The sequence below is a fragment of the Pseudovibrio sp. Tun.PSC04-5.I4 genome, from assembly GCF_900104145.1.
In the GTDB taxonomy this organism is placed as follows: Bacteria; Pseudomonadota; Alphaproteobacteria; order Rhizobiales; family Stappiaceae; genus Pseudovibrio.
Window position 1 is genome coordinate 1,500,329 of sequence record NZ_FNLB01000006.1, and the last position, 17,784, is coordinate 1,518,112.

The 17,784-nt window shown below is 49.6% G+C and carries 15 protein-coding genes; 6 read left to right on the top strand and 9 right to left on the bottom strand.

Features of this window, described 5'->3' with window-relative positions; translation table 11 throughout:
- Nucleotides 1-262: 262 nt before the first annotated feature.
- The 3 genes from cysN to cysQ all read right to left on the bottom strand — a co-directional run bounded on the left by cysN (nt 263) and on the right by cysQ (nt 3,979).
- Nucleotides 263-2,188, bottom strand: a complete 1,926-nt coding sequence (gene cysN, locus BLS62_RS12025) for a sulfate adenylyltransferase subunit CysN (RefSeq protein WP_093180947.1) — start codon at nt 2,186-2,188, stop codon at nt 263-265.
- Nucleotides 2,189-3,097, bottom strand: a complete 909-nt coding sequence (gene cysD / locus BLS62_RS12030) for a sulfate adenylyltransferase subunit CysD (protein ID WP_093180949.1) — start codon at nt 3,095-3,097, stop codon at nt 2,189-2,191.
- Nucleotides 3,098-3,169: 72 nt separating this feature from the next.
- A complete protein-coding gene (gene cysQ, locus BLS62_RS12035) occupies nt 3,170-3,979 on the bottom strand; it encodes a 3'(2'),5'-bisphosphate nucleotidase CysQ (RefSeq protein WP_093180951.1) in 810 nt (269 codons plus the stop codon).
- Between the two features lie 263 nt (nt 3,980-4,242).
- Between cysQ and galU the strand changes: the two genes are divergently transcribed.
- The 3 genes from galU to BLS62_RS12050 are packed head-to-tail and all read left to right on the top strand — an operon-like array spanning nt 4,243 to nt 7,464.
- On the top strand, nt 4,243-5,127 hold the full coding sequence (galU, locus tag BLS62_RS12040) for a UTP--glucose-1-phosphate uridylyltransferase GalU (protein WP_093180953.1): 885 nt from the start codon (nt 4,243-4,245) through the stop codon (nt 5,125-5,127).
- An 18-nt stretch (nt 5,128-5,145) separates the two neighbouring features.
- The gene (locus tag BLS62_RS12045) at nt 5,146-6,156 is read left to right on the top strand and encodes an NAD-dependent epimerase (RefSeq protein WP_093180956.1); all 1,011 of its coding nucleotides are present in this window, start codon (nt 5,146-5,148) and stop codon (nt 6,154-6,156) included.
- A 21-nt stretch (nt 6,157-6,177) separates the two neighbouring features.
- Entirely contained in the window at nt 6,178-7,464 is a 1,287-nt protein-coding gene (locus tag BLS62_RS12050) for a nucleotide sugar dehydrogenase (RefSeq protein ID WP_093180958.1), read from the top strand.
- A 55-nt stretch (nt 7,465-7,519) separates the two neighbouring features.
- Here BLS62_RS12050 and tgt read toward each other — a convergent pair whose 3' ends face one another.
- The 6 genes from tgt to gyrA all read right to left on the bottom strand — a co-directional run bounded on the left by tgt (nt 7,520) and on the right by gyrA (nt 14,663).
- Complete coding sequence (gene tgt / locus BLS62_RS12055) at nt 7,520-8,701, bottom strand: tRNA guanosine(34) transglycosylase Tgt (RefSeq protein WP_093180961.1); 1,182 nt, start codon at nt 8,699-8,701, stop codon at nt 7,520-7,522.
- Between the two features lie 3 nt (nt 8,702-8,704).
- Complete coding sequence (gene queA, locus BLS62_RS12060; protein WP_093180962.1) at nt 8,705-9,784, bottom strand: tRNA preQ1(34) S-adenosylmethionine ribosyltransferase-isomerase QueA; 1,080 nt, start codon at nt 9,782-9,784, stop codon at nt 8,705-8,707.
- A 261-nt stretch (nt 9,785-10,045) separates the two neighbouring features.
- On the bottom strand, nt 10,046-10,516 hold the full coding sequence (locus tag BLS62_RS12065) for a peptidylprolyl isomerase (protein WP_093180964.1): 471 nt from the start codon (nt 10,514-10,516) through the stop codon (nt 10,046-10,048).
- A 46-nt stretch (nt 10,517-10,562) separates the two neighbouring features.
- Nucleotides 10,563-11,051, bottom strand: a complete 489-nt coding sequence (locus BLS62_RS12070) for a peptidylprolyl isomerase (protein ID WP_244283581.1) — start codon at nt 11,049-11,051, stop codon at nt 10,563-10,565.
- A 129-nt stretch (nt 11,052-11,180) separates the two neighbouring features.
- Complete coding sequence (gene coaD / locus BLS62_RS12075; RefSeq protein WP_093180970.1) at nt 11,181-11,684, bottom strand: pantetheine-phosphate adenylyltransferase; 504 nt, start codon at nt 11,682-11,684, stop codon at nt 11,181-11,183.
- A 189-nt stretch (nt 11,685-11,873) separates the two neighbouring features.
- Nucleotides 11,874-14,663: a DNA gyrase subunit A gene (gene gyrA, locus BLS62_RS12080; protein ID WP_093180972.1), complete on the bottom strand. Its 2,790-nt coding sequence runs from the start codon at nt 14,661-14,663 to the stop codon at nt 11,874-11,876.
- A 339-nt stretch (nt 14,664-15,002) separates the two neighbouring features.
- Between gyrA and BLS62_RS12090 the strand changes: the two genes are divergently transcribed.
- The 3 genes from BLS62_RS12090 to galE all read left to right on the top strand — a co-directional run bounded on the left by BLS62_RS12090 (nt 15,003) and on the right by galE (nt 17,751).
- On the top strand, nt 15,003-15,635 hold the full coding sequence (locus BLS62_RS12090; RefSeq protein WP_093180976.1) for a MarC family protein: 633 nt from the start codon (nt 15,003-15,005) through the stop codon (nt 15,633-15,635).
- Between the two features lie 111 nt (nt 15,636-15,746).
- Nucleotides 15,747-16,679 carry a cation diffusion facilitator family transporter gene (locus tag BLS62_RS12095; RefSeq protein WP_093180978.1) on the top strand — a complete coding sequence of 311 codons (933 nt, stop codon included), beginning with the start codon at nt 15,747-15,749 and terminating at the stop codon, nt 16,677-16,679.
- Between the two features lie 82 nt (nt 16,680-16,761).
- Nucleotides 16,762-17,751: a UDP-glucose 4-epimerase GalE gene (gene galE, locus BLS62_RS12100; protein ID WP_093180979.1), complete on the top strand. Its 990-nt coding sequence runs from the start codon at nt 16,762-16,764 to the stop codon at nt 17,749-17,751.
- The last annotated feature ends 33 nt before the right edge of the window (nt 17,752-17,784 follow it).

A 17,784-nucleotide genomic window follows, 5' to 3' on the forward strand; every position in this document is an offset into this window, starting at 1 on the left:
CTGTTGTGTCCTGCGATTTCTCGTTTATACGCCTAATCAAACTGGAGGCTTGAGCTCAATTAAGAAGCATCTGTTGACCAGCACCTAACGAAGCTACAACATTAGTGAGTGCTCAGAAATCAATCGGTCACGCGTTGGTTAAGGAGTAACGCTAAAAATCCCTGGGATTCGTAATAGTATCTAATGGATATTGACTGAGTTGTTTTTCCAAATCGAAATCAAAGAAAGGGCCGGTAGTTTTCATTCCCGGCCCAAACATTTTCTAAATCACCCAGGTATTATCTGAGCCAATGAAACCGTCGGCTAACAATCGTTCAACGATTTCATCTGCTAAGGTTTCAGCATTTCTGCTTTTTGTTTGTAAATGTATGTCTGGTCTCTCGGGAGCTTCATAAGCGCTGTCTATGCCTGTAAAGTTGCTGATCTCACCGCGGCGCGCTTTTGCATATAAGCCTTTGGGGTCGCGTGCCTCACACTCGGTCAAAGGCGTATCGATAAAGATCTCGTAGAATTCATCCGGTTCCAAAAGGTCACGCGCTAACTGCCGCTCTGCTTTGAAGGGAGAGATAAATGACACCAACGTGATCATACCAGCATCAACAAACAGTTTTGCCGTTTCAGCAACCCGGCGAATATTCTCAACACGGTCCACATCAGTAAAGCCAAGGTCTTTATTCAAACCATGACGAACATTGTCACCATCAAGCAGATAAGTGTGACGTCCCAAACCGAGTAGCTTTCGCTCTACAGCGTTGGCCAGCGTAGACTTCCCTGAACCAGAAAGACCAGTAAACCACAAAACAGCTGGCTTTTGACCTTTGAGTCGACCCCGCGCCTTTTTGTCAACATCCAACGCTTGCTTGTGAACGTTCGTCGCTCTGCGCAACCCAAACCAGATAAGACCAGCAGCAACGGTCTCATTGGTCATACGGTCAATCAAAATGAAACTGCCGGTATCTTTGTTGACCTCATAGGGATCGAATGCAATAGGCTCTGAAAGCGCAAGGTTACAAAATGCGATTTCGTTGAGCTCTAGTTGTTTGGCTGCATGGTGGTCAAACGTGTTTACATCAACCTTGTGCTTGATCTCTGTAACACTTGCACCAACCGTTTTGGTTCCACATTTCAAAAGATATGGGCGCCCCGGCAACATCGCATTCTCAGACATCCAAATAAGATGCGACGCGAATTGGTCACTCACATCAGGACGGGATTGCACCGGAGCAATAATATCACCACGGGAAATATCAATTTCATCTTTCAAAGTCAGCGTAACCGACTGCCCGTCTTCCGCGCGCAGAAGATCGCCATCCATGGTGACAATCTTCTCAATACGGCTGGTCTTACCAGACTGCGCAACCGCGATTTCGTCGCCAACATGCACAGCGCCGCCGCGAACTGTGCCGCTGTACCCGCGGAAATCCAGATTTGGCCGGTTGACCCATTGGACCGGGAAGCGAAACGCTGACCCGCTATGTCCTGTGCCCAGCTCTACGCTTTCAAGGTGTCCAAGAAGCGTAGGGCCTGTGAACCAACCAAGATTTTCGCTAGTTGTGGTGACGTTATCTCCGTACCGAGCCGAGAGAGGAATGACTTCGCAGCTGTCAAAATCAAAACCAGATGAAAAGCTCTCAAATTCTGCTTTAATCTCTTCAAAGCGGGCCTGATCATAATCAACGAGATCGATCTTATTGACAGCGACCACCACATGCCGGACCCCCAACAGCGAGGCTATAAAGGCATGCCTGCGTGTTTGTGTCAGCAATCCATGGCGAGCGTCCACCAACAATATGGCAAGATCCGCAGTTGAAGCACCTGTTGCCATATTGCGCGTGTACTGTTCATGTCCAGGCGTGTCCGCGACGATGAACTTGCGTTTATCCGTGGAGAAAAATCGATAAGCAACATCGATAGTGATGCCCTGCTCTCGCTCAGCTTCCAAACCATCAACCAGCAACGCTAGATCGATATCGTCTGCAACAGTTCCATGTTTACGGCTGTCTTTTTCAAGAGCGGCAAGTTGATCCTCAAAAATGAGTTTAGTGTCGAAAAGTAAACGCCCGATCAGCGTGGATTTTCCATCGTCAACCGACCCACAGGTCAAAAACCGTAATAAACTCTTCGATTCCTGAGAACTAATATATTCGGAAAGATCAAAAGCTTCCGCAACTGGCGCGATCTTGTTCATTTAGAAATACCCCTCACGCTTCTTTTTCTCCATAGAACCCGAGCTGTCGTGGTCAATCAGTCGGCCGCTCCGTTCAGACGTTCGGGCAACAAGCATTTCGCTCACAATATCTTCAAGAGTGTCTGCGGAGGATTCAACAGCACCGGTCAGCGGGTAACAGCCAAGTGTCCTGAAGCGAACTTGCTTGTGTTCCACCTTCTCACCGACCCTCAAAGGAAACCGCTCATCATCCAGCATCAACAAAGTGCCATCACGCTCAACGACAGGACGTTTCTTGGAGAAGTAGAGCGGCACAATCTCAATCCCTTCGGCAAGGATGTATTGCCAGATGTCCAGTTCCGTCCAGTTGGAAAGCGGGAAGGCACGAATTGATTCCCCCTTGCCAATACGAGCATTGTAAAGAGACCAAAGCTCTGGGCGCTGGTTCTTAGGATCCCATCCATGACTGGAAGAGCGGAAGGAGAAGACCCGCTCCTTCGCACGAGATTTTTCTTCATCCCGGCGCGCGCCACCAAAGGCTGCATCAAACCCATGTTTAGTTAGCGCTTGTTTCAACGCCTCCGTTTTCATGATGTGGGTATAGTTGGAGCTTCCGTGATCAAATGGATTGATGTTGTTCTTAACACCTTCCTCGTTGCGATGAACGATGAGATCCAGTCCATATTTTTTGACTGTATGCTCCCGGAAAGAAATCATCTCCTTAAACTTCCATGTTGTATCCACATGAAGAACTGGAAATGGAAGTTTTGAAGGGTAAAATGCTTTAAGCGCGAGGTGCAGCATAACCGCACTGTCTTTACCAATGGAGTAAAGCATCACAGGGTTTTCAAACTCTGCGGCCACCTCGCGGATGATATGAATACTTTCGTTCTCTAGTCGTCGCAGGTGCGACTGGCTATCAATGCCCATCACGGTCTCCAAAAGACGTGTCGTTTAACTCTTGAGACAGAGTTTAACGGTTGGGCAGTGATCCGCCGAAGGCTACCAACCCGTCCTTAAGCCATAATGGGAAATAATTTTTTGGTCTGCCACTGCTAAAAAGCATGGATTTGCGAAAGGCTTGCCTTGTGGTGTGTCTAACTTCCCATAAATGAGCGGCTCTCCACCTTCAACAACAACATGCCCTCCTGCCGCGCATAGGATCGCCTGACCAGCTGCCGTATCCCATTCCATAGTCGGTTCCATACGCGGATAAAAATCAGCTTTCCCTTCTGCAAGACGGCAGAATTTAAGAGATGAGCCCGCTGCAACAAGAGAGGAGTTGCCCATTTTGGAAATCAGAACATCGGTTCGCTCACTGCGATGAGACCGGCTGGCAAGAACCCGAAGTTCTTCGGAAAGCTTCGAACAAGCCATTTCCCTTTCATTGCTGAGGTCAAGGCCAGTTACATCAGCTTTGAATGCACCGGATTCCAAATCTCCCCAAAACAACTCTCCCGTAACAGGAGCAAAAATCACCCCAACAGTAGGCCGCCCGTTCTCAATCAATGCAATATTGACGGTGAACTCGCCATTTCGGCTAATAAACTCCCGCGTTCCATCCAAGGGATCCACGAGAATAAACCTATCTCCGATTTCAGGCATGTGTCCCGCAGCCATAGCTTCCTCAGCGACCACGGGGATATCGGGGCACAGTGTAGAAAGATGGATGAGGATAATTTCTTCGGCTTGCTGATCAGCAATCGTGACAGGAGTGCCATCTCCCTTGATCTGAGATTGAAAGCCCTCCTCATAGATCTCCAAAATACGTTGCCCAGCCTCTAAGGCGGCAAGCTTAAATCCTGCAATCACAATTGTTCCCCTGAATCTTATGGAATTCATCACTGAGTAACTTTTAGAACAGCATGTTCAAGAGAAACAAGGGACCTTCACAATTTCGCGATAATTCACTGCGAATGAGCAACCCTGAAGAATGAGTAATTCAAATTTCGGGCATTCGAAGCATTATGTCCTAGGACAAATTGGTTTGGTACTATTGACCATAACTGATGGCTGAGCCTAAGTGCGTACCAAATTGATTGCTCCGATCTCCTTGACCTAGGGAATTTACATAAATGACACGTGCAATACGAAAAGCTGTTCTCCCAGTTGCTGGCCTTGGTACCCGCTTCCTGCCTGCAACCAAAGCAGTTCCAAAAGAGATGCTGACTATTTTGGACCGCCCAATCATCCAGTACGTCGTGGATGAGGCAAGAGCTGCTGGGATTGAGCACATCGTTTTCGTGACTGGCCGCAATAAACAAGTCATCGAAGATCACTTTGATATTGCCTACGAGCTGGAAGAAACACTGCGCCGCCGCAACAAAGCCCATGCGCTTGAACTGTTAGACAAGATCCGCCCTTCCGCAGGAACCACCAGCTTCACACGCCAGCAAGAACCGCTGGGCCTTGGTCATGCTGTCTGGTGTGCCCGTGACATTATCGGCAACGAACCTTTTGCAGTCCTCCTGCCTGATATGCTGATGAAAGCTCCGAAAGGTTGCCTTTCACAAATGGTGGAAGCCTATAACACTCACGGCGGCAACGTGATCTCAGTAGAAGAAGTGCCATGGGACCAAACCCACAAATACGGTATTATTGAACGGGACACCCCGCGCGCTGATGATACATTTGGCATCACAGGAATGGTTGAAAAACCCAAACAAGGTTCAGCGCCGTCTAATCTTTACATCAATGGCCGCTATATCCTACAACCTGAAATTTTTGACCTGCTTGCAAGTCAGGCCAAGGGCGCTGGTGATGAAATTCAGCTCACGGACGCAATGCTAACTCTTATGGGCGAACAAGCATTCAATGGTGTGGAATTCCGTGGAGAAACCTACGATTGCGGATCGCGTATAGGGTTCCTTTCAGCAAATGTTGCATATGCATTAGACGATGCAGAACTGGCAGCTCAACTGCGCCCAATGCTAGACAAGTTGCTTGTCAAAGAGAGCTGATTGTACGGGAAGAATATGATGCAAAAGATACTTGTAACAGGCACAGCCGGATTTATTGGCAATGCAGTGGCTTTGCGCCTGTTGCAAGACGGCTATCACGTAATTGGGCTGGACTGTGTGACCGATTATTATGATGTCACACTGAAGGAACAACGCCTGAAGCGCCTGACTGCATCCAATCATTTCACAGAGGAACGTATCAGACTTGAAGATGCCGAAGCTGTGATGCGCATCTTCAAGCAGCATGCACCTTCCAAAGTCATTCATTTAGCAGCCCAGGCCGGAGTGCGTTATTCTCTGGAAAATCCACAATCTTACATAGATGCGAATATCACCGGATTCCTCTCCATTTTGGAGGGAGCACGGGCAAACCAGATAGAACATCTGGTTTACGCATCCACCAGCTCAGTCTATGGGTTGGATGAGACCATGCCATTGTCCACTCATAAAGGCGGCAACCATCCAGTCTCCTTCTACGCGGCGACAAAAAAAGCCAATGAGGCGATGGCGCACTCCTACGCGCACCTCTTCGATATTCCATGTACAGGTCTCAGGTTCTTTACCGTCTACGGACCATGGGGCCGCCCGGACATGGCTCTTTTCAAATTTACAAAAGCTATTCTGGCAGGTGAACCAGTTCCTCTCTTCAATCACGGTAACATGATCCGAGACTTCACATATCTGGATGATATCGTTGAGGGTATTGTGCGGATCGCCCACCTTCCTCCAAAACGTGAACCGGAGTGGGATGGCAAGACAGCCGATTCGGCCACGTCCAGTGCACCTTATCGCCTGTTTAACATTGGCAACAGCGACCCAGTTCAGCTCATGGATTATCTGGCAGCTATTGAAGAGGCATTGGGCATAAAAGCTAAAAAAGAGTTCCTTCCATTCCAGCCCGGAGATGTCGCGGCAACCTTTGCAGACGTAACTGATCTGATCGAGACAACAGGCTTTAAACCACAGACCTCCGTAAAGGCAGGGGTTGCAAACTTCGTCAAATGGTACCGGGATTACTACAATGTTTAAAAACGCCCAAGGTGCTATTGAATGGAAGAAATTGTATCAGTTATCGGCCTAGGTTATGTTGGCCTGCCCGTTGCATGCGCATTAGCCCACGCGGGCATAACCACAATTGGCTATGATATTGACCGTCACCGCGTCCAAGAACTTCTGGACGGTCATGATCGAACTGATTCCGTCAGTAAAACAGCACTTTCCTCAAAACATTTAACACTCACCTGCTCGGCTCCAGATATCCGGCAAGCTCGTATTCATATCGTTGCCGTTCCAACCCCCATAAATATTTCAAAGCGCCCGGACCTTGGTCCCCTCAAAAAAGCCTCCCGAACTGTGGGGGCGTTTATTAAGCCCAACGATATTGTGGTCTATGAATCCACAGTCTATCCCGGCGCAACAGAGGAAATCGCGGTCCCACTTTTACAACGCGAATCCGGTCTCAGGTTTGGGAAAGACTTTCAGGTTGGCTATTCCCCGGAGCGTATTAACCCCGGCGACAAAAAGCACACACTTTCCAACCTCTTAAAAATAGTTTCTGCCAGCTCAGAGGAAGCCTTAGAAACCATTGCTATTCTCTATGGCAAGATCGTTAAGGCAGGCATCTACAAAGCCTCTTCCATCAGAGTAGCCGAAGCTGCAAAAGTGATTGAGAATACCCAACGCGATTTGAATATTGCCTTGATGAATGAATTATCTATGCTCTTCCATGCCATGGACATTGATACACGGGACGTGTTGGAAGGCGCTGCAACCAAATGGAATTTTCTCCCGTTTCATCCCGGTTTAGTTGGCGGGCACTGCATTGGCGTTGACCCGTATTACCTCACAGATAAGGCGCATCAACTCGGGTTCTCGCCTCAGGTCATCCTTGCAGGGCGCGGCACCAATGAAGGTATGAGCAAGTTTATTGCAGCTGAAGTCATTCAGGGTTGCGTCCAACTTGCCAGACCTATGCCCCCAAAGATCGTCATACTCGGCATAACTTACAAGGCCGATGTGCCCGACACCAGAAACTCCAAAGTGGTCGATCTCATCCGGGAACTTGAGCGTTTCGGGGCAGAGATCATTGTTGTTGACCCACATGCTCATCCAGAACACACCAAGGAGCATCTCGGAGTTACACTTTCCGATCAATCACCCGTTGGTGACTGTGACGCTGTTATTCTAGCCGTTCCTCATCAGGCATTTTTCCAGAATGAAGATCCATGGCATCGCATAGAAATCTATCTGAGTGCTGAGAAAGTCATGGTTGCAGACTTGCATGGAATACTGGACCGGAACAAAAAGCCGGACCACGTAAAGCTGTGGCGCCTATAGAAAAGGCTTGGGGAGCACGCTGCCCAAGCCTCAACCGCATCAAATTTCAGATTGCCTATGACCAGACATAAGGCTCAATGTCACCGCGGGCCCAATCGGCTTTGGTTTTCTGGCGGAACTCTTCAAAGTTCCCGGCATCAATCGCATCGCGAATTTCCTGCATCAGGGTCTGGTAGTACGCAAGGTTATTCCAGGTTATCAGCATAGCGGCGAGACCTTCGCTTACACGAACCAGATGGTGCAGATAAGCACGGGAATGATCGCGGGATGCTTCGCAATTGGAGCTCTCATCCAGCGGACGGGGATCTTCCTGATGGCGCGCATTGCGCAGGTTCACTTTGCCATAACGCGTGTACGCCAAACCATGACGGCCAGCGCGGGTCGGCATCACGCAGTCAAACTGATCAATACCGCGTGCAACACTTTCCAAAATATCTTCCGGAGTACCAACACCCATCAGGTAACGTGGCTTATCAACCGGCATAGCTGGCGTTGTAATCTCAAGCATTTTCAGCATAACGGCCTGCGGCTCACCAACAGCCAAACCACCGACAGAATACCCTTCCATTGGTAACTCACCAAGGCGTTGCGCAGATTCGATGCGAAGTTCAGGAACATCACCGCCCTGTACAATACCGTAAAGACCCTGCCCTTTGCCGGGACCGCCCATTTCCTCAAACTGGTTACGAGAACGTTCAGCCCACCGAAGCGACAGCTGCATAGCGCGCTCAACCTCAGCCCGCTCAGCGGGAAGGCTAATGCATTCATCCAGTTGCATTTGAATATCAGAGCCAAGCAGTCCCTGAATTTCAACAGAACGCTCAGGGCTCATTTCATGCACAGACCCATCATGGTGAGACCGAAACGTGACGCCCTTCTCACTCATTTTGCGCAGCTGAGCCAATGACATCACCTGAAACCCGCCAGAATCCGTCAGGATCGTGTGGTTCCAGCCCATGAATTTATGCAGGCCGCCAAGTTTAGCAATGCGTTCCGCCGTTGGGCGCAGCATCAGGTGATAGGTGTTGCCGAGCACAACATCTGCACCTAGATCACGCACCTGCTGCGGGTACATAGATTTAACAGTCGCTTGTGTTCCCACTGGCATAAAAGCAGGCGTACGCACGACACCGTGAGGAGTGGTGATCTCACCTCGGCGCGCCATGCCATCGGTTTTAAGCAATGTAAAATTGAAAGGCTTAGGAGTTGCAGCCTGTTCTGTTTTGTTTTCACTCATCAATCAAGCCTTTGCAAACAACAGCGAACTATCGCCATAACTGTAAAATCTGTAGCCGTTCTCAATCGCGTGACCATACGCTTTGTGCATCTCGTCAAAGCCACTAAAGGCGCTAACAAGCATAAACAGCGTGGATTTCGGCAAGTGGAAATTGGTCATCAACGCATCAATGGCTCTGAACCGATAGCCCGGTGTGATAAAGATATCCGTGCTCTTGGAGATGGGCTGGATCACACCATCCTCATCGGCAGCAGTCTCCAGAATTCGAAGAGAAGTCGTGCCAACAGAAACAACCTTGTTGCCCCGTTTGCGCACGTTATTCAAGGCAGCTGCAGTATCTGCGCTCACCTCACCCCACTCATAATGCATCTTGTGGTCTTTGGTGTTATCCACCTTCACAGGCAGAAACGTTCCTGCGCCCACATGCAAAGTCACGAAATGTTTTTCAATGCCACGCGCTTGCAACCGGGCAAGCAGCTCATCTGTGAAGTGCAAGCCAGCGGTTGGCGCGGCAACGGCGCCCTCATGCTTTGCATAAACAGTCTGATAATCTCTGCGGTCCTGGTCATCTTCCGCCCGTTTTGCAGCAATGTAAGGCGGCAACGGAATATGTCCAACCTCAGCGATTGCGGCATCAAGTTCGCCTGCATTGTGATCAAACCGAAACAGAATATCTCCTGCCTCTGATTTCTCAAGAACCTCAGCACCAAGCTTGGCAGAAGCAGCGCCCTCCTCATCGAAAGCAAAGCGAACCATATCGCCAACCTTCAACTTCTTGGCAGGCTTCACAAAAGCACGCCATTCACAGGAAGACGCGCGCTGATGCAGCGTTACTCCGACTTTGGCTGTTACGCCATCGCGTGTCCTAAACCCCAAAAGCTGAGCTGGAATGACTTTCGTGTCGTTAAACACCAAGGCATCACCCGGTTCCAGAAGGTCTGGAAGAGACCTCACCTGATCATCCGTGAGCAAAGGATCATGATCCGGGCGCACCACAAGCAGACGAGAACTGTCTCGCGGAGACGCTGGTCTCAACGCAATATTCTCAGGTGGCAAGTCGAAGTCAAAATCATCTACAAGCATGGGGCTCTTTTCACATAACAAACGGTCAAACGCATCAGGAACAGCTGCGGAAATCTATGCATTCTTTTGGGAGCTCACGGCAGCAAACCACATATAGCAAGGTGTACAGGGCCATAAGTCCAATAAGCTCCTGCGCTTTACCCGATCAACCTTAGCACCGTCAAGCAGGCTGGGCGGTTTTGCAGCACCAGCAGCAACACCTACAAAAAAAACCCGGCAGCACAAGCCACCGGGTCTTAATTTCATAAGAGCAACCGCGACTTATGCGTCAGCAGCAACTTTCAGCTCAACAATCTTGTCTGGGTTAGACACAGGCTCGCCGCGTTTGAGTTTGTCAACGTTGTCCATACCTTCAACAACCTGGCCCCAAACAGTGTACTGGCCATCAAGCCAAGTGCTGTCTGCAAAACACATGTAGAACTGGCTGTCACCGGAGTTAGGATCCATGGAACGTGCCATAGAACATGTGCCACGAACGTGCTTTGCATCGCTGAATTCAGCTTTCAGCTTAGTGCCGGAGCCGCCAGTACCTGTGCCCTGAGGACAACCGGTCTGCGCCATGAAGCCGTCAATCACGCGGTGGAACACGATGCCGTTGTAAAAACCTTCGCGAACCAGCTCTTTAATGCGAGCAACGTGGTTCGGCGCCAGATCAGGGCGCATTTCAATTACAACATTACCCTTTGTGGTTTCCAGCAGAAGGGTGTTTTCAGGATCTTTAATATCAGCCATGAGCCTGTCCTTTATCTTCGAATTTGTCTGGGTGCATGCATAACCTTTACTTGGCGTCTGCCGCAACCTGCATTTTGATGATCTTATCAGGGTTACGAACAGGTTCCCCACGTTTGATCTTGTCTACATTGTCCATACCGGAAACAACTTCGCCAAACACAGTGTATTGACCGTCAAGCCAGGACCCATCGTTGAACATGATAAAGAACTGAGAATTGGCACTGTTAGGGCTACGCGAACGCGCCATACCAAGTGTACCGCGCTTAAACGATGCTTTGGAAAACTCGGCTTTCAAATCCGGCAGTTCAGAACCACCCATTCCAGTACCGGTTGGATCACCAGTCTGCGCCATAAAACCATCAATCACGCGATGAAAGACAATGTCATCGTAAAAACCTTCACGGGCAAGTTTTTTTATGCGCTTAACATGCTCAGGCGCAAGGTCCGGGCGAAGCGCAATTTCAACACGACCATCTTTCAGGTCAAGATAGAGTGTATTTTCAAGATCCTGTGCCCCTGCTGAAAAGGGCATCATGAATGCCCCCAGAACCATGGCACATGCAGTAAGGATACGTAACAAGATTTCTGTCCTTGTTTTAGCTAGAAGTAACCCTAGGAATAGGCTGTCTCAATGAAGTAGGCAGACCTCAGTGGTGCGTTGTTTTTAAGCAGTTTCAAAGCGTTTTTTAAGCGCAGCCTCAACACAATTGGGGACAAACGAGCTGTAGTCACCCCCCATTTTAGCTATCTGACGAACCAAGGTGGCCGTAATAGGACGCATAATGGGAGAACTTGGGAAAAATACCGTTTTAATATCCCGCGCCATCGCCCCGTTCATGCCTGCCATTTGCATTTCATAATTCAAATCTGTCGAATCCCGAAGGCCGCGCACAAGAATGTTGGACTTATGTTCACGCGCGGCATCCACCACCAGGCCTGTAAAGGAGACGGTCCGAATGCGAGCTGCATCTTCTTTACCGAATTGCTCTTCACACGCCATGCGGATCAATTCAACGCGCTCTTCAAACGTAAACAACGGTGCTTTTGACGCCTGAATGCCAATGGCAACGATAACTTCGTCAGCCAAAACCAAAGACTGCTCAAGAATATCAAGATGGCCGTGTGTCATCGGATCAAATGATCCAGGATAAAGTGCAACGCGCTTCATAAACCCCTCACCTTCCTTATTCATTAAACCCATGAATAATCAGGAAATTCAATTATGTAAGTTAAAATGCACAGTGCCCATTGAAACAACAAGAAACAAGTTCTTTTTGTTGATCAAAACCAAAGACCAACACCGTGAAACTCTGAGAATTACAGTAAGAAAAAAGGGACCCGAAGGCCCCTTCCTCAATTATTCACTTGGGGCGTCTCCGCTGCTGTCATCTGGAGCAGGCGCAACCGCCTCGCCACCAGTTTCAGCGTCTCCGCCCTCAACGATTTCAGCGTTTTCCGCCTCGTCGTCATCATCGGTTTCACTGATGCGCTCAACAGCTACAACTTTTTCTTCAGCAGATGTGTTGAACACAATCACGCCTTGCGTTGAACGACCGGCAAGACGAATACCAGTCACAGGACAACGGATCAGCTGACCACCGTTGGTCACCAGCATAATCTCATCGCTGTCTTCACTGCGGAAGGATGCAACAAGGCGGCCATTACGGTCATTCACCGTCATTGCCGCGATGCCCTTACCGCCGCGACCCGTGGTGCGGTACTCATAAGAACTGGTGCGTTTGCCGTAACCGTTCTCAGAAATGGTCAGAATAGTCTCTTCACTACCATCCATTTCTTCAAAGCGTTCCTGACCGATACCAGCGTCCTCAAACGAAACCTGTTCTTCAGATTCGTCAGCTCGCTGAGCACGGGAAAGCTTCAGGTAGGCTGTCCGTTCTTCCGCATCACAATCAAAGTGACCAAGGATCGTCATGGAGATAACGTGATCATCGTCTGCTAGGTTGACACCGCGCACACCAACAGAATTACGACCAGAGAACACCCGAACGTCTGTTGTCGGGAAGCGGATACACATACCACTGGACGTTGTCAGCAGAACATCATCTTCTTCCGTTGAAGTCATCACGTTGACGATGCCATCGCCCTCGTCCAACTTCATGGCGATCTTGCCGTTTTTGTTGATTTGAGCAAAATCGGAAAGCTTGTTCCGGCGCACTGTTCCGCGCTTGGTTGCGAACATCACATCCAATTCTGCCCAGGTTTCCTCATCCTCAGGAAGCGGCAGGATCGACGTAATGCGTTCACCTTGTTCAAGCGGCAGCATGTTCACCAGCGCATTACCACGGGCGGTTGGCCCAGCAAGTGGAAGGCGCCACACCTTCATTTTGTAAGCGATACCACGGGAGGAGAAGAACAGAACCGGCGTATGCGTGTTTGCCACGAACAAACGGGTTACGAAATCCTCGTTCTTCGTTTGCATACCAGAGCGGCCTTTACCACCACGGCGCTGCGCACGGTAGGTATCCAGCGGAACGCGTTTGATGTAACCGGTGTGAGATACGGTCACGACCATATCTTCACGCTGGATCAGATCTTCATCATCCAGATCACCGCCACCCTCTGTAATTTCAGTCCGGCGCGGTGTCGCAAATTCATCACGAACTTCTTCAAGCTCAGTGCGAACGATATCAAGAATGCGCTGACGACTGCGCAGAATATCAAGGTAATCCTTGATTTCTACAGAGAGTTTGTCCAGTTCATCGCCGATTTCGTCTCGGCCAATAGCTGTCAAACGCTGTAAGCGCAGCTCAAGAATCGCACGAGCCTGATCTTCAGAAAGCTTGAAAGTTCCGTCTTCCTGAATGGCATAGCGAGGATCATCGATCAGCTGGATCAGCGGCTCAATGTCTTTTGCTGGCCAATGCCGCTCCATCAACTGACGGCGCGCCGTTGCAGGATCTGGAGCCGTACGGATCAGGTGAATCACATCATCAATATTGGCCGTTGCAACAGCCAAACCAACAAGAACATGAGCCCGGTCACGCGCCTTATTCAAAAGGAAGCGGGTCCGGCGACCGATAACTTCCTCGCGGAAATCGATAAAGGCTTTCAGCATGTCCTGCAGCGCAAGCTGTTCCGGGCGACCACCATTCAGGGCAACCACGTTACAGCCAAAGCTCTGTTGAAGCTGAGAGTAACGGAACAACTGATTCAGAATCACATCTGGAACAGCATCACGTTTCAGCTCAATAACAACGCGCATGCCCCGACGGTCAGACTCATCGCGAATGTCAGAGATACCTTCAACCCGCTTTTCACGAACAAGTTCCGCGATCTTTTCGATCATAGCGGATTTGTTCACCTGATAAGGGATTTCAGTGACAATCAAAGCCATACGGCCGGTGCGAATTTCTTCCGTCTCAACACGGCTGCGCATAAGAACGGAACCACGTCCGGTCTCATAAGCCGATTTGATACCGGCACGGCCAAGAATAATGCCGCCTGTTGGGAAATCCGGGCCCGGAATAATTTCCATCAATTCCGGAAGGGAAAGGTCTGGACGTTCGATCATTGCGATCGTACCGTCAATCACTTCACCCATATTGTGTGGCGGAATATTGGTCGCCATACCAACAGCAATACCGCCAGCACCATTTACCAGAAGATTCGGGTAACGTGCTGGAAGAACAACCGGTTCTGTTTCGGAACCGTCATAGTTCTCGTTGAAATCGACAGTGTCCTTGTCAATATCGGAGAGCTGTGTCTGAGCGACTTTTTCCAGGCGACATTCGGTGTAACGCATCGCCGCAGCACGGTCACCATCGACCGAACCAAAGTTGCCCTGCCCGTTAATGAGCGGAAGGCGCATGGAAAAGCTCTGCGCCATACGAACAAGCGCGTCATAAATCGCACTATCACCATGCGGGTGATATTTACCCATAACGTCGCCGACGACACGCGCAGACTTACGGTAGGGCTTGTTCCACTCATATCCGCTTTCATACATAGAATACAGAATACGGCGGTGAACCGGCTTCAAGCCATCACGAACATCGGGAAGCGCACGACTAACAATCACGCTCATCGCGTAATCGAGATAGCTGCGTTTCATTTCATCTGTAATCGAGATGGGCCGAATGTCGCTGGGAGGGCCACCTGGTGGTGTACTTAAGTCCTGATCTGCCAAGGATTATTCTCATCAATTTTAAGTCAGAATTTTATTCTTTATAGCCGATTCAAGTGTCAGAACCAAACGACACTTACCGTGAAACAACACCTAATAACAACTACCTTACCTCAGGGGGCTAAACTTACATGAAAGACAAGGTGTTATACGCAGTTTCATTGCAAGATTTTGCGGCAACATTCCCAAAGGTGCCAAACAAGTCACGGGTAGTGCAAAAACCTACCAAAGTCTTGCCAATTCCCCAATAGTCTGGTAGCGCCCACACCAAAGCCGCAGAATTGCGAGTAACCAAGTCCCAAAGATTGGGAATCACCACATTCATAACTAAGGTAAAGCGCAATGCTCATTGAATTCCTGATCAATGCATTTGCCATGCTGTTCGTTACAATCGACCCCATAGGCCTCGCGCCGGTCTTTTTAGCTGTTACAGCAGGCGCAGACAGTACAGAACGAAGACAGATCGCCATTAAAGCCGTTCTGATCTCAGGTGGCACACTCTTGGCGTTCTTTTTCGCCGGACGTCAGCTCCTTAATGTTCTTGGCATTTCACAGGCGGCCTTCCAGGTCGCAGGCGGCCTTTTGCTATTCATCATCGCAGTTGAGATGGTGTTTGAGCATCGCCAGAAGCGCAAAGCAGAAAGCGCGGAAAAGGCTATTGAACAGGAAGACCTGTCTCAAACAGCCGTATTCCCACTCGCAATTCCGCTGATAGCTGGTCCTGCAACAATTTCAGCGATCATTCTATTGGCCGGTCAAGCACCTAGCTTTGCAAGTCATATAGGCCTGATTGCAGTCCTATTCTCCGTTCTAGCGATCAGCTTCTTGGTATTTATGCTTGCAGCACGGATTGATAAGCTTCTGGGCTCCACTGTTCAGCTCATCGTCACCCGCCTGTTCGGTGTTATTCTTGCAGCCTTATCCGTCCAGTTCGTGGCAGATGGCATCTTCTCCTTGATGGAAATGCACTCCTAAAACATTGTGTGCCCGCATCCGATTGTGGGCACACCTTTCTCTCTCCCAGATTAGGCTTGAAGTCCCCAAGCGCCTCCGTAAAGTCACCCTTGTATTTCACGGAGGATTCGGATGGCAGCCCACGGCTCCAAAAAAGTCATATTCGCCGCCCTTGCAGGCAACACGCTCATCGCAATCACAAAATTTGCAGCAGCTGCGTACACCGGTTCCGCCGCTATGCTCTCTGAGGGTATCCATTCCCTTGTAGACACAGGCAATCAAGGCCTCCTACTGCTTGGGATGAAGCGCGCTGAAAAACCAGCTGATGACAAACACCCCTTCGGGTATGGCTCGGAAATCTATTTTTGGGCGTTTGTTGTTGCCATTATGATCTTTGCAGTTGGCGCTGGCATTTCACTTTACGAAGGCATTCAAAAAATCCTCAACCCACACCCGGTGGAATCTGCAATCATCGCTTATGTCGTCCTGGGTTCAGCTATTATTTTCGAAGGTTGGGCGTGGCTGGTTGCATACAAAGAATTCCAGAAGACCAAAGGCACACGGCCATTTATCGCAGCCATCAGAGACAGCAAAGATCCGACAGTTTTCACCGTCCTGTTTGAAGACACAGCAGCCATACTGGGTCTGATTGTTGCCTTCATCGGCATTTACGGCGCACAAAACTTCGGCATCCCTTGGCTTGACGGAGCTGCTTCCGTTGTTATCGGCCTCATTCTAGCTGGAACCGCATTCCTGCTCGCACTGGAAACAAAAGGCCTCCTGATCGGCGAAAGTGCTTCTGACGAGCTTGTAGCGTCTGTTCGTGAGATCTTGCTGGCGCCTGTTGCCGTCCGGGGCGTGAACGAAATTCGCACCTTGCACCTTGGCCCCAATGACGTCCTGCTCGCCGCCTCTTTGGACTTTGAAGACGCACTCACAGCAGGAGCAGTTGAAGAAGTCATTTTCTCGCTGGAAGATACAATCAAACGCAGCCAACCGCTCATAGGGCGTGTCTTCATCGAAGTTCAGGCTGCAAAAGACCAGAAGTATCTTGAGGACGAGTAATCAATACGCAAAACATTGCATTGCAGCCCTCGAAAAGGGCTTCTATCAAACATGTTGAATTTGAGAGTTTTCGGAGCAGACAATGACCATACTTGTAACAGGCGGCTGCGGCTATATTGGCAGCCACATGACATGGTGCCTCCATGACGCCGGAGAGGATTTCATTGTCATCGACAATCTCTCAACCGGCTTTGATTGGGCGATCCCTCAAGCAACAAAGCTGTATGAGGGTGAAATTACAGATCTGGATCTACTGGAAACAATCTTCAAAGCCCACGATATTTCTGCCGTTATACACTTTGCAGGTTCAATAATCGTTCCAGAATCCGTCTCTAACCCATTGAAATATTATAGCAATAATACCGCAGCCTCCAGAACATTAATGGAAGCCTGCGTCAACCACGGCATCAAGCATTTCATCTTCTCCTCAACAGCAGCCGTTTATGGTGACCCAGAAGTTATTCCTGTTTCTGAAGAAGCTCCGCTAACTCCCTTAAGCCCTTACGGCACATCAAAGCTAATGACTGAACTCATGTTGCGCGATACCGCTGCAGCCCATGATTTCAAATACACAGCTCTGCGCTACTTCAACGTTGCCGGCGCCGACCCTAAAGGCCGCACAGGCCAGTCCACCAAAAACGCCACTCACCTCATCAAAGTAGCCTGTGAAGCAGCTCTGGGGAAACGCACGAATCTGGGCGTATTTGGAATTGACTTCGACACACCAGATGGAACGGGGGTTCGCGATTACATCCATGTTTCTGATCTGGCCAGCGCACACTACCTTGCCTTAAGGCGACTACGCGAAGGCGGCGACAGCATTGTCATGAATGCAGGTTACGGTGATGGCTATTCAGTTTTGCAGGTCATTGATGCAGTGAAGGCAATCTCGGGAGTCGACTTCAATGTTACAACCGAGCCGCGCCGGGCTGGCGATTCGCCAAAGGTTGTTGCTGACAACCGCAAGATCATGAAGAATTTAGATTGGCAACCGGAGTTCAACGACCTCAAAACCATCGTTGACCACGCCCTCACCTGGGAGAAAAAACTCCAGTTCAAAAACAGCCTCTAAACATCTTATGGCTGACTGATCCACCTCAGTCAG